General features: G+C 40.9%; 21 protein-coding genes. 10 read left to right on the top strand and 11 right to left on the bottom strand.

Features of this window, described 5'->3' with window-relative positions:
• The first annotated feature begins 77 nt into the window (after window positions 1-77).
• Window positions 78-602 carry a methyltransferase gene (locus Q0993_RS09340; protein WP_299532171.1) on the top strand — a complete coding sequence of 175 codons (525 nt, stop codon included), beginning with the start codon at window positions 78-80 and terminating at the stop codon, window positions 600-602.
• Window positions 603-638: 36 nt separating this feature from the next.
• Entirely contained in the window at window positions 639-1,496 is an 858-nt protein-coding gene (locus Q0993_RS09345) for a glycosyltransferase family 2 protein (RefSeq protein ID WP_299532173.1), read from the top strand.
• Window positions 1,497-1,555: 59 nt separating this feature from the next.
• Here Q0993_RS09345 and Q0993_RS09350 read toward each other — a convergent pair whose 3' ends face one another.
• The 7 genes from Q0993_RS09350 to Q0993_RS09380 all read right to left on the bottom strand — a co-directional run bounded on the left by Q0993_RS09350 (window position 1,556) and on the right by Q0993_RS09380 (window position 9,045).
• The gene (locus tag Q0993_RS09350) at window positions 1,556-2,065 is read right to left on the bottom strand and encodes an OmpH family outer membrane protein (protein WP_299532175.1); all 510 of its coding nucleotides are present in this window, start codon (window positions 2,063-2,065) and stop codon (window positions 1,556-1,558) included.
• A 145-nt stretch (window positions 2,066-2,210) separates the two neighbouring features.
• Entirely contained in the window at window positions 2,211-3,059 is an 849-nt protein-coding gene (locus Q0993_RS09355) for an OmpH family outer membrane protein (protein ID WP_299532178.1), read from the bottom strand.
• Between the two features lie 91 nt (window positions 3,060-3,150).
• On the bottom strand, window positions 3,151-5,772 hold the full coding sequence (locus Q0993_RS09360) for a POTRA domain-containing protein (protein WP_299532181.1): 2,622 nt from the start codon (window positions 5,770-5,772) through the stop codon (window positions 3,151-3,153).
• Between the two features lie 4 nt (window positions 5,773-5,776).
• Window positions 5,777-6,517 (bottom strand): isoprenyl transferase, encoded by a 741-nt coding sequence (locus Q0993_RS09365; RefSeq protein WP_299532184.1) that lies wholly within the window; start codon window positions 6,515-6,517, stop codon window positions 5,777-5,779.
• Window positions 6,518-6,525: 8 nt separating this feature from the next.
• Window positions 6,526-7,227, bottom strand: coding sequence for a DUF6089 family protein (locus tag Q0993_RS09370; RefSeq protein WP_299532186.1), 702 nt, complete (start codon window positions 7,225-7,227; stop codon window positions 6,526-6,528).
• Window positions 7,228-7,335: 108 nt separating this feature from the next.
• Window positions 7,336-8,220 (bottom strand): NAD kinase, encoded by an 885-nt coding sequence (locus tag Q0993_RS09375; protein ID WP_299532188.1) that lies wholly within the window; start codon window positions 8,218-8,220, stop codon window positions 7,336-7,338.
• A gap of 168 nt (window positions 8,221-8,388) precedes the next feature.
• Window positions 8,389-9,045, bottom strand: a complete 657-nt coding sequence (locus Q0993_RS09380) for a CBS domain-containing protein (RefSeq protein WP_299532190.1) — start codon at window positions 9,043-9,045, stop codon at window positions 8,389-8,391.
• An 88-nt stretch (window positions 9,046-9,133) separates the two neighbouring features.
• Between Q0993_RS09380 and Q0993_RS09385 the strand changes: the two genes are divergently transcribed.
• From Q0993_RS09385 to clpX, 7 genes are all read left to right on the top strand, one after another.
• On the top strand, window positions 9,134-9,847 hold the full coding sequence (locus Q0993_RS09385; RefSeq protein ID WP_299532191.1) for a pyridoxine 5'-phosphate synthase: 714 nt from the start codon (window positions 9,134-9,136) through the stop codon (window positions 9,845-9,847).
• A complete protein-coding gene (locus Q0993_RS09390; RefSeq protein WP_299532192.1) occupies window positions 9,847-10,617 on the top strand; it encodes an alpha/beta fold hydrolase in 771 nt (256 codons plus the stop codon). Before Q0993_RS09385 ends, Q0993_RS09390 begins: the two co-directional genes overlap by 1 nt.
• 127 nt (window positions 10,618-10,744) lie before the next feature.
• Window positions 10,745-12,337, top strand: a complete 1,593-nt coding sequence (locus Q0993_RS09395; RefSeq protein WP_299532193.1) for a G-D-S-L family lipolytic protein — start codon at window positions 10,745-10,747, stop codon at window positions 12,335-12,337.
• A gap of 79 nt (window positions 12,338-12,416) precedes the next feature.
• Window positions 12,417-12,761 carry a phage holin family protein gene (locus tag Q0993_RS09400; protein WP_299532195.1) on the top strand — a complete coding sequence of 115 codons (345 nt, stop codon included), beginning with the start codon at window positions 12,417-12,419 and terminating at the stop codon, window positions 12,759-12,761.
• Window positions 12,762-12,864: 103 nt separating this feature from the next.
• The gene (gene tig / locus Q0993_RS09405; protein WP_299532197.1) at window positions 12,865-14,187 is read left to right on the top strand and encodes a trigger factor; all 1,323 of its coding nucleotides are present in this window, start codon (window positions 12,865-12,867) and stop codon (window positions 14,185-14,187) included.
• An 85-nt stretch (window positions 14,188-14,272) separates the two neighbouring features.
• The gene (gene clpP, locus Q0993_RS09410) at window positions 14,273-14,953 is read left to right on the top strand and encodes an ATP-dependent Clp endopeptidase proteolytic subunit ClpP (RefSeq protein ID WP_299532199.1); all 681 of its coding nucleotides are present in this window, start codon (window positions 14,273-14,275) and stop codon (window positions 14,951-14,953) included.
• A 96-nt stretch (window positions 14,954-15,049) separates the two neighbouring features.
• Window positions 15,050-16,285, top strand: coding sequence for an ATP-dependent Clp protease ATP-binding subunit ClpX (gene clpX, locus Q0993_RS09415; RefSeq protein ID WP_299532201.1), 1,236 nt, complete (start codon window positions 15,050-15,052; stop codon window positions 16,283-16,285).
• 73 nt (window positions 16,286-16,358) lie between these two features.
• Here the strand turns inward: clpX and Q0993_RS09420 are convergent, their stop codons facing one another.
• The 4 genes from Q0993_RS09420 to Q0993_RS09435 form a co-directional block, all read right to left on the bottom strand.
• Entirely contained in the window at window positions 16,359-16,916 is a 558-nt protein-coding gene (locus tag Q0993_RS09420) for a hypothetical protein (RefSeq protein WP_299532203.1), read from the bottom strand.
• Window positions 16,917-17,064: 148 nt separating this feature from the next.
• Window positions 17,065-17,430, bottom strand: coding sequence for a hypothetical protein (locus tag Q0993_RS09425; protein WP_299532205.1), 366 nt, complete (start codon window positions 17,428-17,430; stop codon window positions 17,065-17,067).
• Window positions 17,431-17,531: 101 nt separating this feature from the next.
• Window positions 17,532-18,662 (bottom strand): AraC family transcriptional regulator, encoded by a 1,131-nt coding sequence (locus Q0993_RS09430; protein WP_299532207.1) that lies wholly within the window; start codon window positions 18,660-18,662, stop codon window positions 17,532-17,534.
• A gap of 39 nt (window positions 18,663-18,701) precedes the next feature.
• Window positions 18,702-20,216: a GH3 auxin-responsive promoter family protein gene (locus tag Q0993_RS09435; RefSeq protein WP_299532209.1), complete on the bottom strand. Its 1,515-nt coding sequence runs from the start codon at window positions 20,214-20,216 to the stop codon at window positions 18,702-18,704.
• Window positions 20,217-20,282: 66 nt separating this feature from the next.
• Between Q0993_RS09435 and Q0993_RS09440 the strand changes: the two genes are divergently transcribed.
• Window positions 20,283-21,077: a DUF2797 domain-containing protein gene (locus Q0993_RS09440; protein ID WP_299532212.1), complete on the top strand. Its 795-nt coding sequence runs from the start codon at window positions 20,283-20,285 to the stop codon at window positions 21,075-21,077.

The following is a 21,077-nucleotide window of genomic DNA, read 5'->3' on the forward strand; positions in this document are numbered from 1 at the left end:
GGTTGTATTGGGCATTCAACCAGCTATAAAACCTTATATTCATACTGCCTTATGCCTTAGCAATCAGTCTTAAAAACATGTACGAAAACACCTATCCCAACAAGCGTTTTAGACTTACCTTGGAGTTTCTCCAAAAGCATATTTCTACCGAGGAATCCATTTTAGACCTTGGAGTGGAAAACCCTTTTACGGAAGTCATGTCGAAGCGGGGATATACTGTGGAGAATACAAAGGGCGAGGACTTGGATACTGATTTTTCCACAGTTCAAAACACGACTGCCGATGTGGTTACGGCTTTTGAAATCTTTGAACATCTGGTAGCTCCCTTTAATGTGCTAAAAAAAGTAAAACCCCATAAACTGGTAGCCAGTATTCCCTTGCGGTTGTGGTTTTCACCGGCTTATAGAAGCAAATCAGATCCTTGGGACAGGCACTATCACGAATTTGAAGATTGGCAGTTTAATTGGTTATTGGAAAAAGCTGGATGGGAAATCAAAGACTCGGCCAAATGGACGAATCCTGTCAAAAAAATTGGTTTACGTCCGTTACTAAGAAGTTTTACTCCACGCTATTATATCGTTTACGCGGTACGTAAAAAATAAAGATTGCGAATTTGGTATTCGAAATCGATAGCTACAATGAACTATTATATCATAATACCCGCCCACAATGAGGAAGCCTTTTTGGCGGATACGCTGAATTCTGTCCAACGACAGACCTTGCTGCCCAAAAAAGTGGTAGTGGTAAACGATAATTCAACTGATGGTACGGAGTCCATTATAGATCATTTTGTAAAGGACAATCCCCATTTTGAGAAACTCAATGGTGAATCCTCAACAGATCATTTGCCGGGCCGTAAGGTAATCAACGCTTTTAATAAGGGACTGGGCACACTGGATGAAGGATATGATTTTTTGGTAAAACTTGATGCAGACCTTATTTTGCCCTATAATTATTTTGAAAAAGTCGCTGAAATATTCAGAATGCATCCCGAAGTAGGAATTGCCGGTGGATTCGCCTACGAGAAGGGCCGGGATGGGGAATGGAAATTGAACCATCCGATGAATAAAGACCACGTGAGGGGCGCTTTTAAGGCCTATACCAGGGTATGTTTTAGGGCCATTGGGGGACTTAGAAATGCTATGGGATGGGATACTGTAGATGAGCTTTTGGCCCAATACCACGGTTTTAGGATCTTTACCGATGAGACACTTAAGGTTAAACATCTTCGTCCTACAGGAAAGGCCTACAACAAAAAAGCCAGGTTATTGCAGGGAGAAGCTATGTACACCATGGGCTACGGACTTCTGTTAAGCGGTTTGGCCTCTCTAAAAATGGCATTGAAACAGCGAAATTTAAACGTCTTTTTTCACAACCTGAGCGGTTTTTTCAAGGCGAGGAAAAACAAAGTGCCCTTTTTGATATCTAAGGAGGAGGCCAGGTTTATTAGAAACCTGAGATGGAAGAACATTGGAGACAAACTTTTACATAAATAAAACAAAAAACCGCAAGGTATCCCAAGCGGTTGTATTGTTATTTTGTGAAGTATTCTTAGTCAAATTCCTAATTCCGCCTTTACCGCCGGTAAAAGATCTTGGCCCTGCGCTACGATTAGACCACCCCCGGCAGTGGCATCCATGACGTAGTCAAACCCTTGGGCAGCGGCTACTTTTTCTATGGCCGCTTTGGCCTTCTCGGAAATCGGTTGGAAAAGTTCTGCTTGTTTTTTTCCCAATTCCTGACGTGCTGCCTGTTCTGCGTCTACGATGCTCTTCTGAAAACCTTGTAATTCAATGGCCCTTTTTTCATTTTCTTCTCTAGTCTTGGAAGGAGCCTCATTTTCGTATTGGGTAGATTTATTCTTTAATTCCGTCATGGAACTTTCAATATCCGCCGTGTATGTTTGCTGAAGCTTTTTTAATTCGGCCTCGGCCGCTTTCATCTCCGGCATTGAAGATAACAATTGGGTCACATCGATATGTGCAATCTTGCTCTGGGCGTTTACAAAACTGGTCACGGCTATAAACAAAACTATTGCTATAGCTATCCTTCTTACTTGTTTCATGAGTTAAATTTTAATTGTTTTTAATGGTCTCATGGAATTTTCGTTAATCGAATAATTTTCTTCAAATTTAATTATTTGTTGAATAAAGTCAATTCCATGAACTTTGATTCTAATTTATGAGTGTTACTTATGGTTAAAAGCTTTTTTAGTCTTGGTTAGTTGAATCATTTTCGCCCTCGGCTTCGGTCTCCTGTTTTTTTCGGGCTTCCAATTTAGCTTTTCGTTTTGCTTCGCGTTCCTCTAAAAGCTTCATTCTTCTTGCCTCATATGCCTTTTTACGCTCTTCCCTTAATTTTAATTGTTCCGCCCTCCTTTCATCCGCCGTTTTGGCTCTAGCCTCTGCAGCTTGTTCCGCTTTTTCTTTTCGTTCCTTAAGGGCATCGCTCATTTCCTCTTCGGCCGGTTCCCCATCAAAATCCTGAAGTCGGTTCCTGGTCTCCGCCTTCTTCTTAGGTTTACTGATTTTTCGGGTCCTTGCAATACCCCTTAAAATCAAATCGCTAATATCATGCCTTTTTTCGGAGTACAACATTACAACATCTGCTGATTTATCAAAAATAAAATCATACCTTTTGTTGGCTCCAATTTTTTGCACTTCATTGAATACCTGATCTTGTATGGGTTGGATAAGTTGCCGTTTTTGTATAACCAGGTCCCCCTGAGGGCCAAAACGGTCTTGTTGATATTCTAACATTTCCTTCTCCAAAATCTGTATTTCCTCTTCACGTTCGGCAATGAGCTCATCGGTCAACAAAACCTTTTCCGCCATAAGGTCTTTTTTCATTTGATCGACCGAATTTTGCTTTTGCTCAATTTCTACCTTCCATTTTTGCACCTTAGACTCCAATTGTTCGCTGGCTTCTCTATATTCCTCAACATTTTCCAAGATATATTCCATATCCACATATGCGATCCGAGCTCCACGTTGGGCTTGGGAAAACCAAGCGAAAAGCACAATTGATAGAATCAAAAGAACGTTTGATTTTTGCTTCATTATATTTTCGTTTTATCCAATAGAAAATATCATGCCAAAATTACTAAAACTTTTAAAATGAAAGGATTAGCTACGGTCATGATTTCCAAATCTAAAACTGTTGGCCAATGATGAAGTGCGTTTGCCATCCGCTTGGGCCTGCTTGGGGGCTGACGTTATCTGGATCAAACCCATACCCAAAATCAATACCCAATAGACCGAATGCCGGCATAAATATCCGAAGCCCCGCCCCGACCGATCGTTTTAACTCAAACGGATTAAACTCCTGAAAATTGTTGAAAGCGTTCCCTGCTTCTAAAAAAGTTAGGGCAAAAATAGATGCGGAAGGTTTTAAGGTGAGCGGATATCTTATTTCCATGGAGTATTTGTTGTACACCAATCCGCCCTCTTGCCTACCGGTCGTGGGATTAATAGGGGTCAACGACTGGTTTTCATATCCTCTTAATTGTATGATGTCCCTTCCGTCCAAGGTAAAGTTTCCAAGACCATCCCCACCGACGAAAAAGCGTTCAAAAGGAACGTCTCCAATATCCGTATTATAACTTCCCAAGAACCCGAATTCCGCATTGGTTCTTAATACCAATGACTTATCCGCACTACCTACCAAGGTAGTATACCAATCTCCCCTGAATTTAATTTTATAGTATTCCAACCATTTAAAACGCTCTTCCTCAAGTGCTTCGCGTCTTTCGTTAAGGGCTATAGCTTGAGGGTCATTGGGATTCAATTGGCTAATTTCCTCTAAAAGTTCCTCACTTTCATCCCGGATGGCCTTAAAGTCTTTATCGCTAAAAAGGGAGTAGGGCGGTGTGAGCTTTGTAGTAATCTCAAAATTAGATCCCCCACGAGGAAATATCCGTCCTCCGGAGGTTGCGTTTCTTGATATGCCCAAGGTATAGGTGAATGAATTCGACGATCCATTACCAAAACTGAACAACCCAATATTATAATTATTAAAATCATATAGTTGATATCCCAGAGAGTGGGAAATTGTAAAAAAATCATCCGGCCATTGTACTCTCTTAGCCAGTCCCGCAGATATTCCGGTAATGGCAAAACCTCGACTCCTGTCCACGTCGATTCTACCTCTACTGTCAAAACTGGTACCAAACTGTTGTGTTCGGGATAATGAAAGATTAAAGCGTACGGGTTTCTTACCTCCTAACCAGGGCTCGGAAAAGTTAAGGCTATATACCCTAAAGGTCCTACTGGCTTGGACGCGAACAGCGAAAGTCTGCCCATCTCCCATGGGAACCGGTTTATAGGCCTCCCCCTTGAGCAAGTTCTTTATGGAAAAATTATTGAACGAAAGTCCCAGGGTACCAATAAAACCTCCTCCTCCATATCCTCCCTGTAATTCTATCTGACTTGATCCGGATTCAACCAAACTATAGGCAATGTCCACCGTACCTTCATTGGGATTGGGGTTCTGAATATCCGGCTTTATCTGCTCCGCATCAAAATAACCGAGCTGTCCCAATTCCCGTATACTTCTAATGATATCCGATTTGTTGTATTTCTGACCTGGACGCGTGCGAAGCTCCCTAAAAATAACATGATCATTAGTCTTGTCATTTCCTGAAACCGTAATATGATCTAAAAACGTTTCCTTGCCCTCAATAATCCTAATCTCAAAATTTATGGTATCGTTCTGGGCAGAGACCTCAACTGGATTGATACTAGAAAAAAGATAGCCGTTATTCTGATAAAGATTGGTCAAATCCAAGGCATCCGGTTTGGAATCATCGGCAATACGTTCCCTGAGCAAAACACCATTGTAGGTAGCTCCCTTTTTGATACCAAGTACCTGGCCCAAATATCGATCGGTATATACGCTGTTGCCAACAAAATCAATATCACCAAAATAGTATTTGTTCCCCTCTTCAACCGCAATTTTAATATTGATATTATTATCATCCAATATTATCACGGAATCCGATAGTATACGAGCATCCCTGTATCCGTTCTCGGCATACTTGTCCACTAGCAAAGAGAGATCGTTCTCATAGTCATCTTCTATAAACTTGGACTTTTTCCAAAACCGGCCCAATCTCTTTTCCTTGGTCTTCTTAAAAGCTTTCCGCAGTTTCTTGCTCTTAAGCTTTTCATTTCCGTCGAAAATGATATCCTTTATTTTTACCTTATCGCCTTTGTTTACATTAATGACCATTTTCTGAGCATTGGTCTCAGAGGTATCATTCGCCGTTATTATGGAAACCTTGGCGTTAAGAAAGCCTTGTTTTCTGTACTTGTTTTGAAGATAGTTTTTGGTGTTCGCGATTAGGCTCTCTGTAATCTTTTTACCTTTCTTAAGGTCCGTATCCTTTACAATATCGTCCACCTTCCTTTTTTTAACACCATTAATGGTAACCTTGGACAAAGTGGGACGTTCAATTATGTTGAGCTCCAAAAAAACTTCGTCTCCTTCTATTCTGGTGATGTAAAAATCGATATCGCTAAAGAGTTCCAGTCCCCATAATTTTTTTATGACCCCACTTATTTGCTCCCCAGGAACGGTAATGGGCTGCCCTACCCTAAGGCCTGTATAGGTTTTAACAGTCTGCTCGTTGTAGCTTTGCAATCCCGTTACCTCCAAACCTCCAAGAATATATTTTTTCCCTTCCTCATATGAGGTTGTCTGGGCAAAAGTGAATGTGGTGGTGAAGAGTAGAAGGAGGGTAATCAGTGGTTCAAGAGATATGAACCTTTTCATATCGCTAGTTGAGTTGTTCGCTAGTTTTTCCAAATCGTCGTTCTCTGTTCTGGTAATTACGGATGGCCTCTGCCAAATGTTTCTCGCTAAAATCGGGCCAAAATACATCAATAAAATATAATTCCGCATACGCTATCTGCCAAAGCAAAAAATTGCTGATCCTATGTTCCCCACTGGTACGGATCAACAAGTCTACATCGGGTAAATCGTGCGTGTAAAGATGGCTATTTATAATGGTTTCATCAATATTTTCAGGAGAAATTATATTATTTTTAACTTTGGTACTTATCTGTCGTACGGCATTTTTCAATTCCTCGCGAGCGCCGTAACTAAGGGCCAAAGTAAGGGTCATCCCGGTGTGGTGATTTGTCTTTTGCATTACTTCCAACAACTCTGCCTGAGCTTTTTTTGGCAATGAACCAATATCGCCAATGGTGTTTAATCTAACATTATTTTCCTCAAAAGTCTGGAGTTCTTTTTTTAAGGAGGAGACCAAAAGTTTCATCAAGGTATCCACTTCCAGTTTTGGCCGTTTCCAATTTTCTGTAGAAAAGGTATAGAGGGTCAAGAATTGTATCCCGATTTTAACGCAGTCTTCTACTGTATTTCGTACGGTGCGCACCCCATTTTCATGTCCAAAGACCCTTAGTTTTCCCCTTTCTTTTGCCCATCTCCCATTGCCATCCATAATGATAGCCAAATGTTTTGGGAGGTTTTCACGATTGATATCTTGCAAAATGCCCATATGCAAAGTTACTCAAAACAATCGGAGCATGGTTTTCTTCCAAAAGTATAGGTTAAGGTAACTCCTGAAAATACGTACCAATCATCACTAAGAATATTTCCAAATTCGGGCCCAGGGTTAATTTGTTGCATTACGTTGGATTTCTCGGGATTACTTCCATCGAGATTATCCGTAAAGGTGTATCTGGCCCCGATCTCGGCCCCAATAATCAAGAATTGGTTGAGTCGTAATTTGGCCCCTACGGTCATTGGAATGGCCAGAGATCCGTCTCTTTGATCAGCATTAATAAATTGCCCCGCATCGAAATAGTTATAATCATATCGGAAGTATGTCAATCCGGTATACAAGTATGGTGTAAATGCCGGGCCAAGCTTATGGAGATTGTACTCCACAAAATTAAATTCCAATCCGGCAGAGGCTTCCAGAATGGAATTGTCCATTACAAAACCTCTTTGCTGTCTTGAGGAAATATTGGATTTGGAGTCATCGGCGGTGAACTTTCCATAGATAACACTTGCCCGCCATGCATATCTTTTGCTTTTATTCCATTTGAACACCCCTCCAATGGCTATGTCCGATGGCAGGATATAATTGGTCCTTCCAACATCCCCTATAACATTTGCACCACCAAAAAATCCTCCTATTTCATAGGTTTGGGCTTCCAACTTAAAACTAATTAATACAAGAATTACGATAATGCATCGCCTCATAAATTCCAAAAGTTTGCGAATATATCCATTAGAACCTACTTCATCGGTTATATTCCCGTTCTCTCTTGATTAACAGCTTTTACTGGTATTTATTGTTCCAAGGAAGGGTCAATTACGCCTATCTTCTCCCCATAAAAGTTTATTCCGAAGTGTTTTTAAAAAGCTTTCCGAAGTGTACTCTATCATCTTTATGGTAAAACTGGCTTTTTCCACGGTTATTTCAGTCCCATTTTCTACCGATGCAATTCTTGAATCCAAAGAAATCAAATGATGTTCTTCCCTACCCGAAACCTTTAGGCGTATAACGGTTTCATCCGAAATGACCAAAGGTCTGGCATTAAGGTTATGCGGCGCAATTGGGGTTAAAACCAACGATTTTGCAGTTGGGATTATAACGGGGCCCCCGCAACTCAAGGAATACCCTGTAGATCCTGTAGGAGTAGAAACAATGAGACCATCTGCCCAATATGACGTTAGATATTCTCCGTCCAAATATGTCTCAATGGTAATCATGGAAGTAGTATCCTTTCTACTTACGGTTACCTCGTTGAGTGCAAAATTCAGGTCTTCGAATTCGGGAATATTCGAATCTGAACTGATTTTGACGAGGCTCCTTTCCACAATGTGATAGTCCCCTTTTACAAACTCCCGGACTACTTTTCTAACATCTTCCTTTTTAAAAGTGGATAAAAAACCCAAACGACCTGTATTGACTCCAACAATAGGTATACCTAGATCTCTGACATAAGTAGTTGCCCTTAAAATACTTCCATCTCCTCCAAAGCTTACGAACATATCATATGAACTGTCCAATCCCTCAAAGGCGGTAAAGGTTTTGAAATCCTTTATACCGGAATGGCTTCTGGATAAGAATGCACGGAAATTCTTCTCAATGGACACCTTTGCGGATACGGATTGGAGTTCTTCCAATAATTCCTGGACAAAATCCGAGATCGCCTCTTGATACGTCTGGCCATATATGGCAACTTTCATTGACTATAGGTTTTGGAATTGGAAAAAACAGATACCATCCTCATAGCAATCATTGATAGGCCCAAACCTTTTCTTTTCTGTTTAAATATGTATGAATGGAACAATACAATTGTACCATAAAGGGTCCGGTCAACAGAATGGAGGAAAGAAAAAATCCCAATTGTTCCGCTAAACATTTAAATACTTGTCCAAATAATCCGATCGTTGCTTTAAATCCTCCAAAAATTGATCATCCTTGCTGCCTAGCAATATGTTGTAGTTGTATCTCCTAAAGGTTTGTAAAACTTCATTTAAACTCGAAGTGCTAATCTTAAGGGTAATCTGTACTACATCGTTACGCATATCCGTAATGAATGCACCAATAATCCTTGCGTTGTTACTTTCAATAATTTGGGCAATCTCACTAAATGAGTAGTCTTTTGTGCCTTTTGCGACAACTACGATATCACCTGGTTCGGTAAAAAAGGGCGTATCAATAAAAGCCCGGACTATTTCATTAAGGTCATAGTATCCAATTACCTTCGCATTGTCATCCAAAACAGCTAAAAGGTTAGCTTCGTTTCTAGCAAATGTCTCAAGAACATCAAGCCAGTTACTATCCTTACGCACAAAAAAGGCTTCCAAATTATATCGGTAGTCCTCAATTTTTTTATGGCCATTGGAGTTCTCCAAATCGTTTTCGCCCAATGTTCCCAAAAAACTACCATTTTCCGTTATGGCTATGTGCGAAAAGACAGTGCCCTTAAAAAAAAGAATGGCCTTTTCCAGCGTGTCGCCAATATCAAAAACCGGTAAATCGGTAAGGATGTGCGTTTGAATCTGCATAACTTTAAATATAGCGCAAAATAACAATTAAAAACATCAAAAGGTATGCCTAATTTGTATTTTTACGACATAATCATAGATAAAGCGGATGACGATACTTAGCGTTAATGTGAACAAGATTGCGACCTTGCGAAATTCAAGGGGGGGAAACGTTCCCGACCTCCTTAAAATGGCTACGGATATCGAGGAATTTGGATCTCAGGGTATCACTATTCATCCCAGACCTGATGAAAGGCATATACGTTATCAAGACGCAAGGGACCTTAAAGGAGTAGTGACCACGGAACTGAACATAGAGGGCAACCCCATACCAAAATTCATTGATCTGGTTCTTGAGGTAAAACCGACTCAGGTTACCCTAGTGCCCGATGCAGAGGATGCCATTACCTCAAATGCCGGGTGGGATACAATTAAAAACAAAGATTTTCTTAAGGAGGTCATATCCACATTCCGCGAAAAAGGTATCCGGACCTCCATTTTTGTTGACCCCGATATTCAAATGATAGAAGGCGCTGCGCAAACCGGTACGGATAGAATTGAACTTTATACGGAAAGTTATGCCAAGTTATACCCCCATAATAAAAAAGCGGCAATTGAACCGTTTGTGGATGCAGCATATTTGGCCCATAAATTAGGTTTAGGAATCAACGCCGGGCATGATCTTAGTTTGGAGAATATAGCCTATTTTAAGAGCAACGTCGCGCATTTGCTAGAAGTATCAATAGGTCATGCCTTGATCTGTGAGTCCCTATACCTTGGGTTGGAAAATGTAGTACGAATGTATTTGAATAAACTGAAGTAATGCAACTACTACATTCTAAGATTTTGGGAAATGGAAAACCATTGATTATTCTTCATGGTTTTTTGGGCATGTCGGACAATTGGAAGACTCTGGGCAACCAATATGCCGAAAAGGGCTTTGAAGTACACCTAATAGATCAGCGAAATCATGGTCGGAGTTTTTGGTCGGAGGTTTTTGACTACGATGTGATGGCCCAAGACGTTCACAATTACATCATTCAACATAGATTGGAAAAAGTTTACCTAATAGGACATTCCATGGGGGGTAAAACGGCAATGCAATTTGCCTGCACCTACCCGGGATGGGTCAGTAAATTGATTGTTGCCGATATTGCGCCCAAATACTATCCACCACATCACCAACCCATTCTGGACGCGCTCAACCAAGTGGACTTAAATATACTGGATTCCCGGGGGAAAGTGGATCGAGAGCTTTCGAAGTCCATTTTGGATATGGGGACTCGTCAGTTTTTATTGAAGAGCCTATATTGGCAAGAAAAAGGAAGTCTGGGATTCCGGTTCAACTTAAAGGTTTTGAGTGACAAATTGGAAGAAATAGGTGAAAATATAGGTTCTTCCGAAAAATTTGAGGGAGACACCTTTTTTCTTCGAGGCGGTAATTCAGAGTATATAGCTCCCCACGATATCCTTGAAATCAAAAGACACTTCCCCATGGCGGAATTGGATTCCATTGAAAACACAGGGCACTGGTTACATGCCGAAAACCCAAAGGAATTTTTTGAAAAATCCCTCTCATTTCTAAATCGTTAAAAAACAGGGGGTTTTATTATGCATGCATAATTTTTTTGTCCGAATTATTGTACGTCCCGTAATTTTGGTTAATTTTGGTTTTACATCATTTTAACGATGATTTTACATAATCTAACGTTTTGTACCTATGAAAAAGATTATAGCATTACTGGCCTTTTTCGGATTTCTGATTGTTTCGTGCAGTGATGACGATACTCCTCCCGACAATTCTGGTGGCACTCCCCCGGACCCTATAAATTACTCCAGTGGTACGGCTGACTTTTCCACGTATGTGGCCGTTGGAAACTCGTTAACCGCAGGTTTTTCCGATGGAGCCCTTTTCAGTGCTGGTCAAACCGCTTCATTCCCCAATATGTTGGCTACTAGTTTTGCCGAGGCCGGGGGTGGCGAATTTACTATTCCCCTTATGAACGATAATCTTGGTGGATTGACCTTGGGCGGTATGCCCTTGGAAGACTTCGAAAACCGATTTATCCTATCATTTGCTTCGGGCTCCCCGTCACCCGTTCGTTTGGATGGAACAGGTTCTACGGAAGTTTCCAGTATCTTAAGTGGCCCCTTTAACAATATGGGAGTTCCCGGAGCCAAGATTTATCATTTGCCGGCAGCAGGTTATGGAAGTTTGGATGCATTGGCAATTGGTGCCGCCAACCCTTATTACGTCCGTTTTGCTTCATCACCTTCTGCATCCATAATAGGTGATGCCGTTGCCCAAAACCCGACTTTTTTTACGCTTTGGATCGGGAATAATGATATTTTGGGTTATGCTACCGAAGGTGGCGATGGCGAAGATCAGGAAGGAAACACCAATCCATTGACCTATGGATCAAGTGATATTACCGATTCCGGTGTTTTTGCCAGTGTTTATGATCAGCTTTTACAGGCACTTACCGCAAATGGTGCCGATGGTGCAATCGCCAATATTCCGAATGTGACAAGTATTCCCTATTTTACAACGGTACCTTTTGCACCTCTAGATCCTACCAATCCTGATTTTGGACCTCAAATTCCAACTTTAAATGCCACTTATGCCCAATTGAACCAAGTTTTTGAATTTCTCGGGGTTCCCGAAAGGTCAATCACCTTTTCCGCAAGCTCTGCCAGTGCTTTGGTTATTAAAGATGAATCATTGACGGATTTGTCAGCGCAGATAGCCGGCGCTTTGCAAGTAGGTGGCCTTGATGCTCCAACGGCCACTGTACTCGGATTTCTGTATGGCCAGGCAAGGCAGGCCAATGGGAATGATCTTATTGTATTGCCGGCTCAAAATGCGATAGCCCAGTTTAATGAGACCGCTTTTGCCACATTGCAAAATCTTGGTGTGCCTGCTGCCGAAGCAGGTCAGTTATCGGTAAATGGAATTACCTACCCAATGGAAGACAAATGGGTCCTAACGCCGGAAGAGCAGGAAACCATAGCCGTTGCCTTGAATCGCTTCAATGGGATTATAACAGCTTTGGCGGCACAATATGACCTTCCCCTCATTGACATAAACGCATTATTGGAAAGGGCAGGAAACGAGGGCATACCCCTGTCCGATGGAAGTACGATTACCACCGAATTTGCTACGGGAGGCGGATTTTCTTTGGACGGTGTACACCTTTCCCCAAGAGGATATGCCCTAATTGCCAATGCCTTCATAGAGGCCATTGAGACAAAATATGGGGCGGAATTACCGGAAGTGGACCCATTGGAATATACCGGTCTCTACATCGATTAAATCTAAAATATATTTTATACTTTTAGGGAAATCAGGATGATATCGGTGCCTTTTTATCCATCCTTCAAAACAATTTGATATGAAGCTTATCCTGCGTATTCTACTCAGTGCCCTAGCCGTAGTAATATTATCGAAGATCCTACCCCACGTTTCCGTGGACTCCTATCTAACCGCCATCATTGTGGCCCTAGTGTTGAGTCTTTTGAATTTTATTGTAAAACCTATTTTGGTGATTCTTACACTACCCGTTACCCTTATTACCTTTGGTCTGTTCCTCTTGATTATCAATGCCATTATTATCTTGTTGGCGGATCAACTTATTGCTGGTTTTAGTGTGGATGGTATTTGGTGGGCCCTGTTGTTCAGTTTGCTTTTGTCCTTTCTGCAATCCATCTTGTTTTCGTTGCTAAAGGAAAGTAAATAGTATAATCCTTCTTAGGTCATCCAATGACTCAAAAACTTGTTGGGATGTCCAAATTGTACTACTTTTGCAACCCATTTTATTTTTCTAAACAAGATATACGATAATGAATATCACCAAAGAGCAGATAGATGAATTGAATGCCGTTGTTAAAGTGGCCATCACTAAGGACGACTATCAAGATAAGGTAGATAAGATTCTCAGGGATTATAGAAAACAGGCCAATATTCCCGGTTTTAGAAAAGGGCAAGTCCCTATAGGCCTTATAAAGAAACAATATGGCAAAGCCGTTCTCGTAGACGAGGTCAATAAACTTTTGCAAGACAATCTCAACAAATACCTTACTGAAGAAAAATTAGACGTTCTTGGTAATCCCCTGCCGAAGCAACAGGATGATTTTGATTGGGACAAGGAAGATTTTGCCTTTGAATTTGAGTTGGGTCTGGCTCCATCCTTTGAAGTACCCTTAAAGACCAAAAAGAGCATCACCAGATACAAAATCATTGCCGACAAAAAAATGGTCGATGAGCAAGTAGAGCGTATGCGTAAACAATACGGAAAATTGGTGACCAAAGCGGCGATAGAAAAAAAGGATGAGGTAAACGGTACTTTTCTGAACGAAAGTGAGGAGATAGAAAACAAGGCTATCGTAGAACTGGAGAAAATAAAAAGTAAGAAGGCGTTGGAAGCCCTTATTGGAAAAAAAGTAGGAGATACTGTCTTGCTCAACACCAAGGGCCTTTTCAAAGAAGATTATCTTTTGTCCAGTGTTTTAGGGATTTCCCAAGAAAAGGCCAAGAACCTAAAAATAGACGTTTCCTTTACGATTGAAGAAATTAATGAACGGGAACCTGCACAATTGGATCAAGATTTTTTTGATAAAATATTTGGGAAGGATGCCGTAAGCTCGGAGAAGCAGATGAAAGAGCGCATAAAGGAAGATTCCGAGAAACAATTTGAACAACAGTCCGATCAAAAGGTATTGAACGACATCACGGAGTATTTCATTGAAAACACAAAGTTTGATCTTCCTTCGGAATTTCTTACCAAGTGGATCCAGACAACAGGTGAAAAGCCTCTTTCCGCCGAACAAGCTACAGAGGAATTTGAAAAATCGGAGAAAGGCTTACGTTATCAGCTTATCGAAGGGAAGATCATCAAAGAGAATAATTTGGAAATACAATTTGATGAATTAAAGGAGTTTGCCAAAGGTTTCATTAAATCCCAAATGGCTCAGTTTGGGCAATTAGACCCAGAGGAGGAAGAGCTTGACAATATTGCGGCAAGGGTTTTGAGTAATCAGGATGAAGTAAAACGCCTTTCTGAACAGTTAATGAGCCAAAAGTTGTTAAACCTCTATAAAGAGAAGGTAAATTTCAAAGTAAAGGAGGTTACCTATGAAAATTTCGTAAAGGAGGTCTACGGATAATTTCCCAAAAATAATAAGTATCTTTACGGTGCCGAAGCAATAGTTTCGGCACCTTTTTTTATTAAAAAATGTTAGTTTAAAATCAATGGATTACGGAAAAGAATTTAAGAATTACGCCATAAAGCATCAAGGTATAAGTAGTACTTATTATGATGCCCTACTAACTAGTATGTATCCGGTAGGCCTTACCCCCAACATTATCGAGGAAAGACAATTGAACGCTGTGGCCATGGACGTTTTTTCACGGCTTATGATGGATCGCATTATATTCTTGGGCACGGGAATCAACGATCAGGTGGCGAATATTGTGCAGGCACAACTGTTGTTTCTGGAAAGCACGGATGCCTCCAAGGATATTCAGATTTATATCAATTCTCCAGGAGGCAGCGTATATGCGGGTCTTGGCATCTATGATACCATGCAGTTCATTAAGCCCGATGTAGCTACAATTTGTACCGGTATGGCAGCTTCTATGAGTGCTGTATTATTGTGCGCGGGAGAAAAAGGAAAACGTAGCGGCCTTACACATTCCAGGGTAATGATTCATCAACCTATGGGCGGGGCCCAAGGCCAGGCCAGTGATATTGAGATTACCGCCCGTGAAATCCTTAAACTCAAGGAAGAGCTCTACCAAATTATAGCAAAGCATTCCGGACAACCTATTGCAAAGGTACACGAGGATAGTGACCGTGATTACTGGATGAAAGCGGATGCCGCCAAAAAATACGGGATGATCGACGAAATTCTGGTAAGGGACAATAACTAATTTCGACGAATCGGAAAAAAATTGGATATTGCTACTGAAAGCATTAAACCAAAATCCAAATTATTTCGTTACTATTTTGGATATATATAAATTCTTATGGCAAAGGAAAACTTAGAATGCTCCTTTTGTGGACGAAAAAAGTCGGAAACCAATCTGCTTATTGCCGGTCTTGACGCACATATATGCGATCGATGCATAGAGCAGGCCTATGGAATAGTCGCCGAGGAATCCAGACAGACCAAGACCAACAACCTTACTACCGAGCTGGTTTTAAAGAAGCCCTTGGAAATCAAGGAATTTTTAGATACGTTCATTATTGGTCAGGAGCGGACAAAAAAGGTAATGTCCGTTGCCGTATATAACCATTATAAAAGGTTGTTACAACCCTCCTCCAAAGAGGACGAAATAGAAATACAAAAAAGCAACATCATTATGGTGGGGCAAACGGGAACGGGAAAGACCTTAATGGCCAAAACCATCGCAAAGATGCTCAATGTTCCCTTGGCCATAGTAGATGCTACTGTTTTGACCGAAGCAGGTTATGTGGGCGAGGATGTGGAGAGCATATTAACCCGTTTGTTACAGGCCGCCGATTACAATTTGGAAAAGACGGAAAGGGGAATCGTGTTCATAGATGAAATCGATAAAATAGCCCGTAAAAGCGATAATCCTTCCATTACTAGGGATGTTTCCGGTGAAGGTGTACAGCAAGGACTTCTAAAGCTTCTAGAAGGCACGGTGGTTAACGTACCGCCCAAAGGAGGTAGAAAACACCCAGATCAAAAATTTATTGAAGTAAATACGGAGAATATATTGTTCATTGCCGGAGGTGCCTTTGATGGAATTGAAAGGACCATTTCCAAGCGCCTGAACATGCAGGCCGTGGGATATAGTGCCTCAAAAGCAGAGGAGAACCTGGATGAGCGAAATATCTTGCAATATATCATTCCTCGAGACCTAAAAGAATTTGGTCTAATTCCGGAAATTATTGGAAGGCTGCCCGTCCTAACACATATGAATCCATTGGATGAAAAAACGCTAAGGGCAATACTCACGGAGCCCAAAAATGCGATTATTAAACAGTATGAAAAGCTGTTCGAAATGGATGGCATATCTTTTAAAATAACCGAGCAGGCCTTGGATTATATCGTAGAGAAGGCCGTTGAGTACAAACTGGGGGCTCGGGGACTACGTTCATTGTGCGAAGCAATTTTTACCGATGCCATGTTCGAAATGCCCAGTAATGGCGAAACAGAATTCAAGGTTACCAAACCCTATGCGGAGAACAAACTGTCCCGTGAAACCATAAAAAGACTTAAGGCAGTCTCGTAGTTTAAAAAACCTTTAAATAAAAAGTCCTGAAGTTTTAGAACCTCAGGACTTTTTATTTATCATATGTTTGGAATTATACCGCTCTTTTGGTCTTGGGCTCCTTTTGGGTTACCCGATTCAACAAATCTTGACACACCTTCTGGATTATTTTTTCATCCGTGTATAGCGTATGGCCAAAATTTTTAACGATTTCCATTTCAACTCCAACTTTTGAGGACCACTTATTGGAAGGACGATATTCGTCATTTTCTCCATATAACAAGGTAGTGGGTACCTTTGGCCTTTTATCCTCCATCCGTATTCTAGTAGCGGAAAGGGCATATAACGACTTCATGGGAAGCCCTTCCACACAAGCTTTCCAAGCTATGGTACCCCCGGTACTAAATGCTAGATAATGGCTGGGAATGTTTTCCTTTCTTAACAAATGTGCCACGGCAATGTCTATGCCCCCGTTTACAAAAGCCTGATGTATATTTTCATCGGTTTGAATGGTCAGGTCAATATTCGCCAATTGTTGGCAATCATAGAAAACTATATCATAATATTGTTGAAGATAGCCTAGATAAGATGTAATCCAGAGCCCTTTTTTAACGCCCCACATGTCTGAAATCACTACAAGTCTTTCTGCCATGATAATTCTATAATTAAATAATGGTTAGATGAAATTGTACCACAAATTGTACATTTAACGTCATATCCCCATATTTATTTGTTTATCTGAAGTAATTCTTCGATGTAGTCCTTCCCTTTGGAATATTGGCCCGTTGAAACCGATTCGCCTAATTTTCCAAATAATTTATACTTAAATCGAAGTCAGGTCCTGCCGAAATGGCGAATATTCCCAGGGCAGAACCCATAAGTATTATAGGCAAACCCACAGTTTTTAGCAGGGAAAACTTTCGCTCCTTTATGGCCTTCACCTCGTCTTTGGCCAGCTTAATGGGAATTCTCGATGATTTTGATTTGAGACCAACCAAGGTATCGCCGTATTTTAGAATTCTTATTTTGTATTTTTTATCATTGGTGCTTACGATCTTGTATTTTTTGCCCTCCACTATTTTGGGCATTTTGGTCTCCATTGTTCTATAGCTGTAACAACCGGAAAAAAGCATATAGCCGGCCAGCAAGAAAATTTTTGTTTTCATATTTCTGAATTTCAAGCCTATACAACAAAATTAGTTGCTGATGGAGAAGGGATGTCCAAGATTATCCAGACGATAAGATATCGGACAAATGTGGGTGTGCTTTAAGAATGCTCCGCCCTAAACTGGGTAGGAGTTTTACCCGTAAATTTTTTAAAAGCTGAATAGAAGGTGGATTTTGAGTTGAAACCACATTCTAGGCCAATAGCGACAATAGTATAGGCGCCGTAATCCGGATGAGATAATAACTTCTTGGCTTCTTCCACCCTAAACGTATTGATATAATCCGAAAAATTGCCCTTGGAATAGGCATTTACCAATTTGGACAAGCTGCTAGTACTGGTGCCGATTTCCCGTGATAAGTTTTCCAAGCTTAAAAAAGGATCCAAATAGCGCTGTTCCGTCAAAATATAAGTTTGTACTTCCTTAAATGCATTGGCTTTTTTTTGAATGTCTTCAAGATTTTGTAGCTGGTTCACCCCTCCTTTTCCACTTTTGGCCCTATTATCCCGGATTACACCACGTAACAGTATTCTGTCCTTTACGACAACATAGCGAAAGAAGGCCTGATATCCCACCCAATAAATCAAGATTGATGAGCCCAAACGCAGGGGGTAGAAGCTATAAGGCTGTTCCACCCATTCCGTTAGATTTAAAAAAATGGCCAGAATCCATAAAACGAATACGAGCCCGCCCAAGGCCATGAACCGCTTAAGCCAATTCAAATTATCAAACGAGAGGATTGGACTTTGTAACCCCTGATAAATATACAGTATCCTATACGCCTTAAAATACAGAAATAAGGAATAGGACAGCGTTAGCATATCCTCCATAATGTTATACGTTGCCAACCGCTTTGATTCCCATACACCATCATAAACCAAGTAAGTAATCCAACTTCTGGTAAGGAATTCGATCAAAAAGATACCCACCGACATGAGAATGAATGTCCATCTCTTCCTTTCAATTTCCAGATAGGATATCAAAAAGGCGTAATACATAGGTACAATAAGAACATACCAGGGTATGGTAAAACTTTGCCAATAGGCATGGGATGAAACAAAGCCCTTGTCAATCAACCAGGATTGCAAATTATTCAGCGAAAGGAAAAAAACGAACAGGTTTAGGAAAAGAACGGTTTTCTCTATTTTTTTTCTAGAAAAAAACGTGGCAATGTTAAAAAGAAAACCCTGTATAGCCCCTGCAATCATAAGAAAATTGAAAACAGCGGTCATGACATGAGGTTAACAAAAGGGTTATTGTCTAAGATACCACTATTTGTTCATTTGTAGCAATTCCTCAATGTAGTCCCTTGTATTGGATAATCTCGGTATTTTATGCTGACCGCCCAGCTTGTCCTTGGATTTTAACCAGTCATAGAAAAGATTTTGCCTGGCCACATGCACCTTGGGCATTTTTAAGGTAATGTTGTTATAGCGTTTGGCCTCATAATCCGAGTTTAGGGATTTTAAGGCATTGTCCAAGAATTCGGTGAAGTAATCGATTTTCTCCGGTGGTTTTCTGAACTCGATAATCCATTCGTGGGCTCCTTTTCCCCTGCCTGACATAAATATGGGCCCTGCCGTGTAGTCCTTTATTTCAGCACCTGTCTTTTTACAAATACTTTTTAGGGCTTCCTCCGCATTTTCAATTATCAATTCCTCTCCAAAAACATTGATGTGGTGTTTGGTACGCCCGGTCACTTTGATCCTATAAGGATCGGTTGAGGTAAATCGTATGGTATCCCCGATTTTGTATCGCCACAATCCGGCATTGGTGGTAATGACAATGGCATAATTGGTCTTCGTCCTCACTTCCCAGAGCGGAATTGCTTTTTCAAGCGGAGTTCCATAACAGTCCATAGGGATGAATTCATAAAAAATACCGTAGTCCAGCATTAACAAAAGATCGTCTGCATGGTTTCGGTCTTGAATGGCAAAAAAGCCCTCGGAAGCATTATAAATCTCATAATACCTGAAATTTTTCCGGGGTAGAAGCTTTTGATATTGTTCTTTATAGGGGACAAAACTTACCCCGCCATGAAAATACACCTCTAAATTCTCCCAGACCTCAAAGAGATGGGGCTTTCCGGTCTCTTCCAATACATTGTTCAACAGGACAAGCATCCAGGAAGGTACCCCGGCCAAACTGGTAACATTTTCTCGGGTACTCTCCTGTATTATGGCCCTTAATTTGTCTTCCCATTCGCTCATTAGCGAAACCTTGTTGCTAGGCGTACTACTAAACTCCGCCCAAAGCGGCATATTATCTATTAAGATAGCTGAGAGGTCCCCAAAAAAAGACCCGTTGTCCTCATACAATTCCTTACTACCGCCCAACCGAAGACTTTTGCCTGTAAACAATTGGGAGTTCTCGTTGTTGTTGAGGTAGAGACAAAGCAAATCTTTCCCGGATTTATAATGACAGTCTTCCAACGCCTCTGTACTTACCGGAATAAACTTGCTCTTGGCATTGGTAGTACCGCTACTTTTGGCAAACCATTTAATGGAGGTAGGCCATATTATATTCTGCTCCCCTTTGCGAGTCCGTTCTATCTCCGGCTCCAATTCCTCGTAGGATACCATAGGGACTCTTTCCCGAAACGTATCATAGTCCGGAATGGATTCAAAATCGTACTTTTTTCCAAATTCCGTATCCTTCGCAATTTCAAGCAATTGTTGTAACACCTCCGCCTGTACTTCCAAGGGATACTTTAGGAAAAGTTCTATCTGATGATAGCGTTTTTTAAGCAACCAAGAGGCAATGGAATTAAACAGCGGTATTGGCATTTTTGGGTATCTTTATGTGCCTAAAATAACTTTAATCCGTATTATTTTCAAATAAGAAATACTTTTATGCAGTACGAGGGTGTTTTACAAAAGATGCAGACGGAACTGGGTACGCCCATCCAATACTATTTGGTCTTCGAGAACGATTTTCTGAATATGAACCAGTTGTTGGGCAAGCACCTACAAATCGACTTTATCAAATACCAATGCCTTAGCTGTGGAAAGGACCTACCCATTTATCGACAAGGTTTCTGCAAGACTTGTTTTTATAAAATTCCTACGGCCGGGGATTGGATTATGCGACCGGAATTGAGCACCGCCCATTTAGATAAGGAGGACCGTGATCTGGAATACGAGAAGAAGGTGCAATTACAGCCCCATATCGTTTACTTGGCCAATAGCAGTAACATTAAGGTAGGAGTGACCCGAAAATCACAGATACCTACGAGATGGATCGATCAAGGTGCCCATGAGGCCATTGAAATTGTTGAAGTCCCTAATCGATATTTGGCGGGAATTACCGAGGTAGCCTTAAAGGAACACCTTAGTGACAAAACCAATTGGCGTAAAATGTTGACCAATGATGTGAAGGACGAAAACTTGGTGGAATGGAGAGACAGATTAAAGGAGTACCTTCCCAAGGAAGTCGTTGAATACTACATTGATACGAATCAAGAAACCCATCTACAATTTCCCGTACTACAATATCCAGAAAAGGTAAATAGTTTAAATCTTGATAAAAAACCGAGCTATAAAGGCATTTTAAAAGGAATTAAGGGGCAATACCTTATTTTCGAGGACAATACGGTCTTTAACATTCGTGGAAATGAAGGATACTATGTAGGGTTGCGTATAGATTGA

The sequence above is a fragment of the Ulvibacterium sp. genome (assembly GCF_028285715.1).
Classification (GTDB): domain Bacteria; phylum Bacteroidota; class Bacteroidia; order Flavobacteriales; family Flavobacteriaceae; genus Ulvibacterium.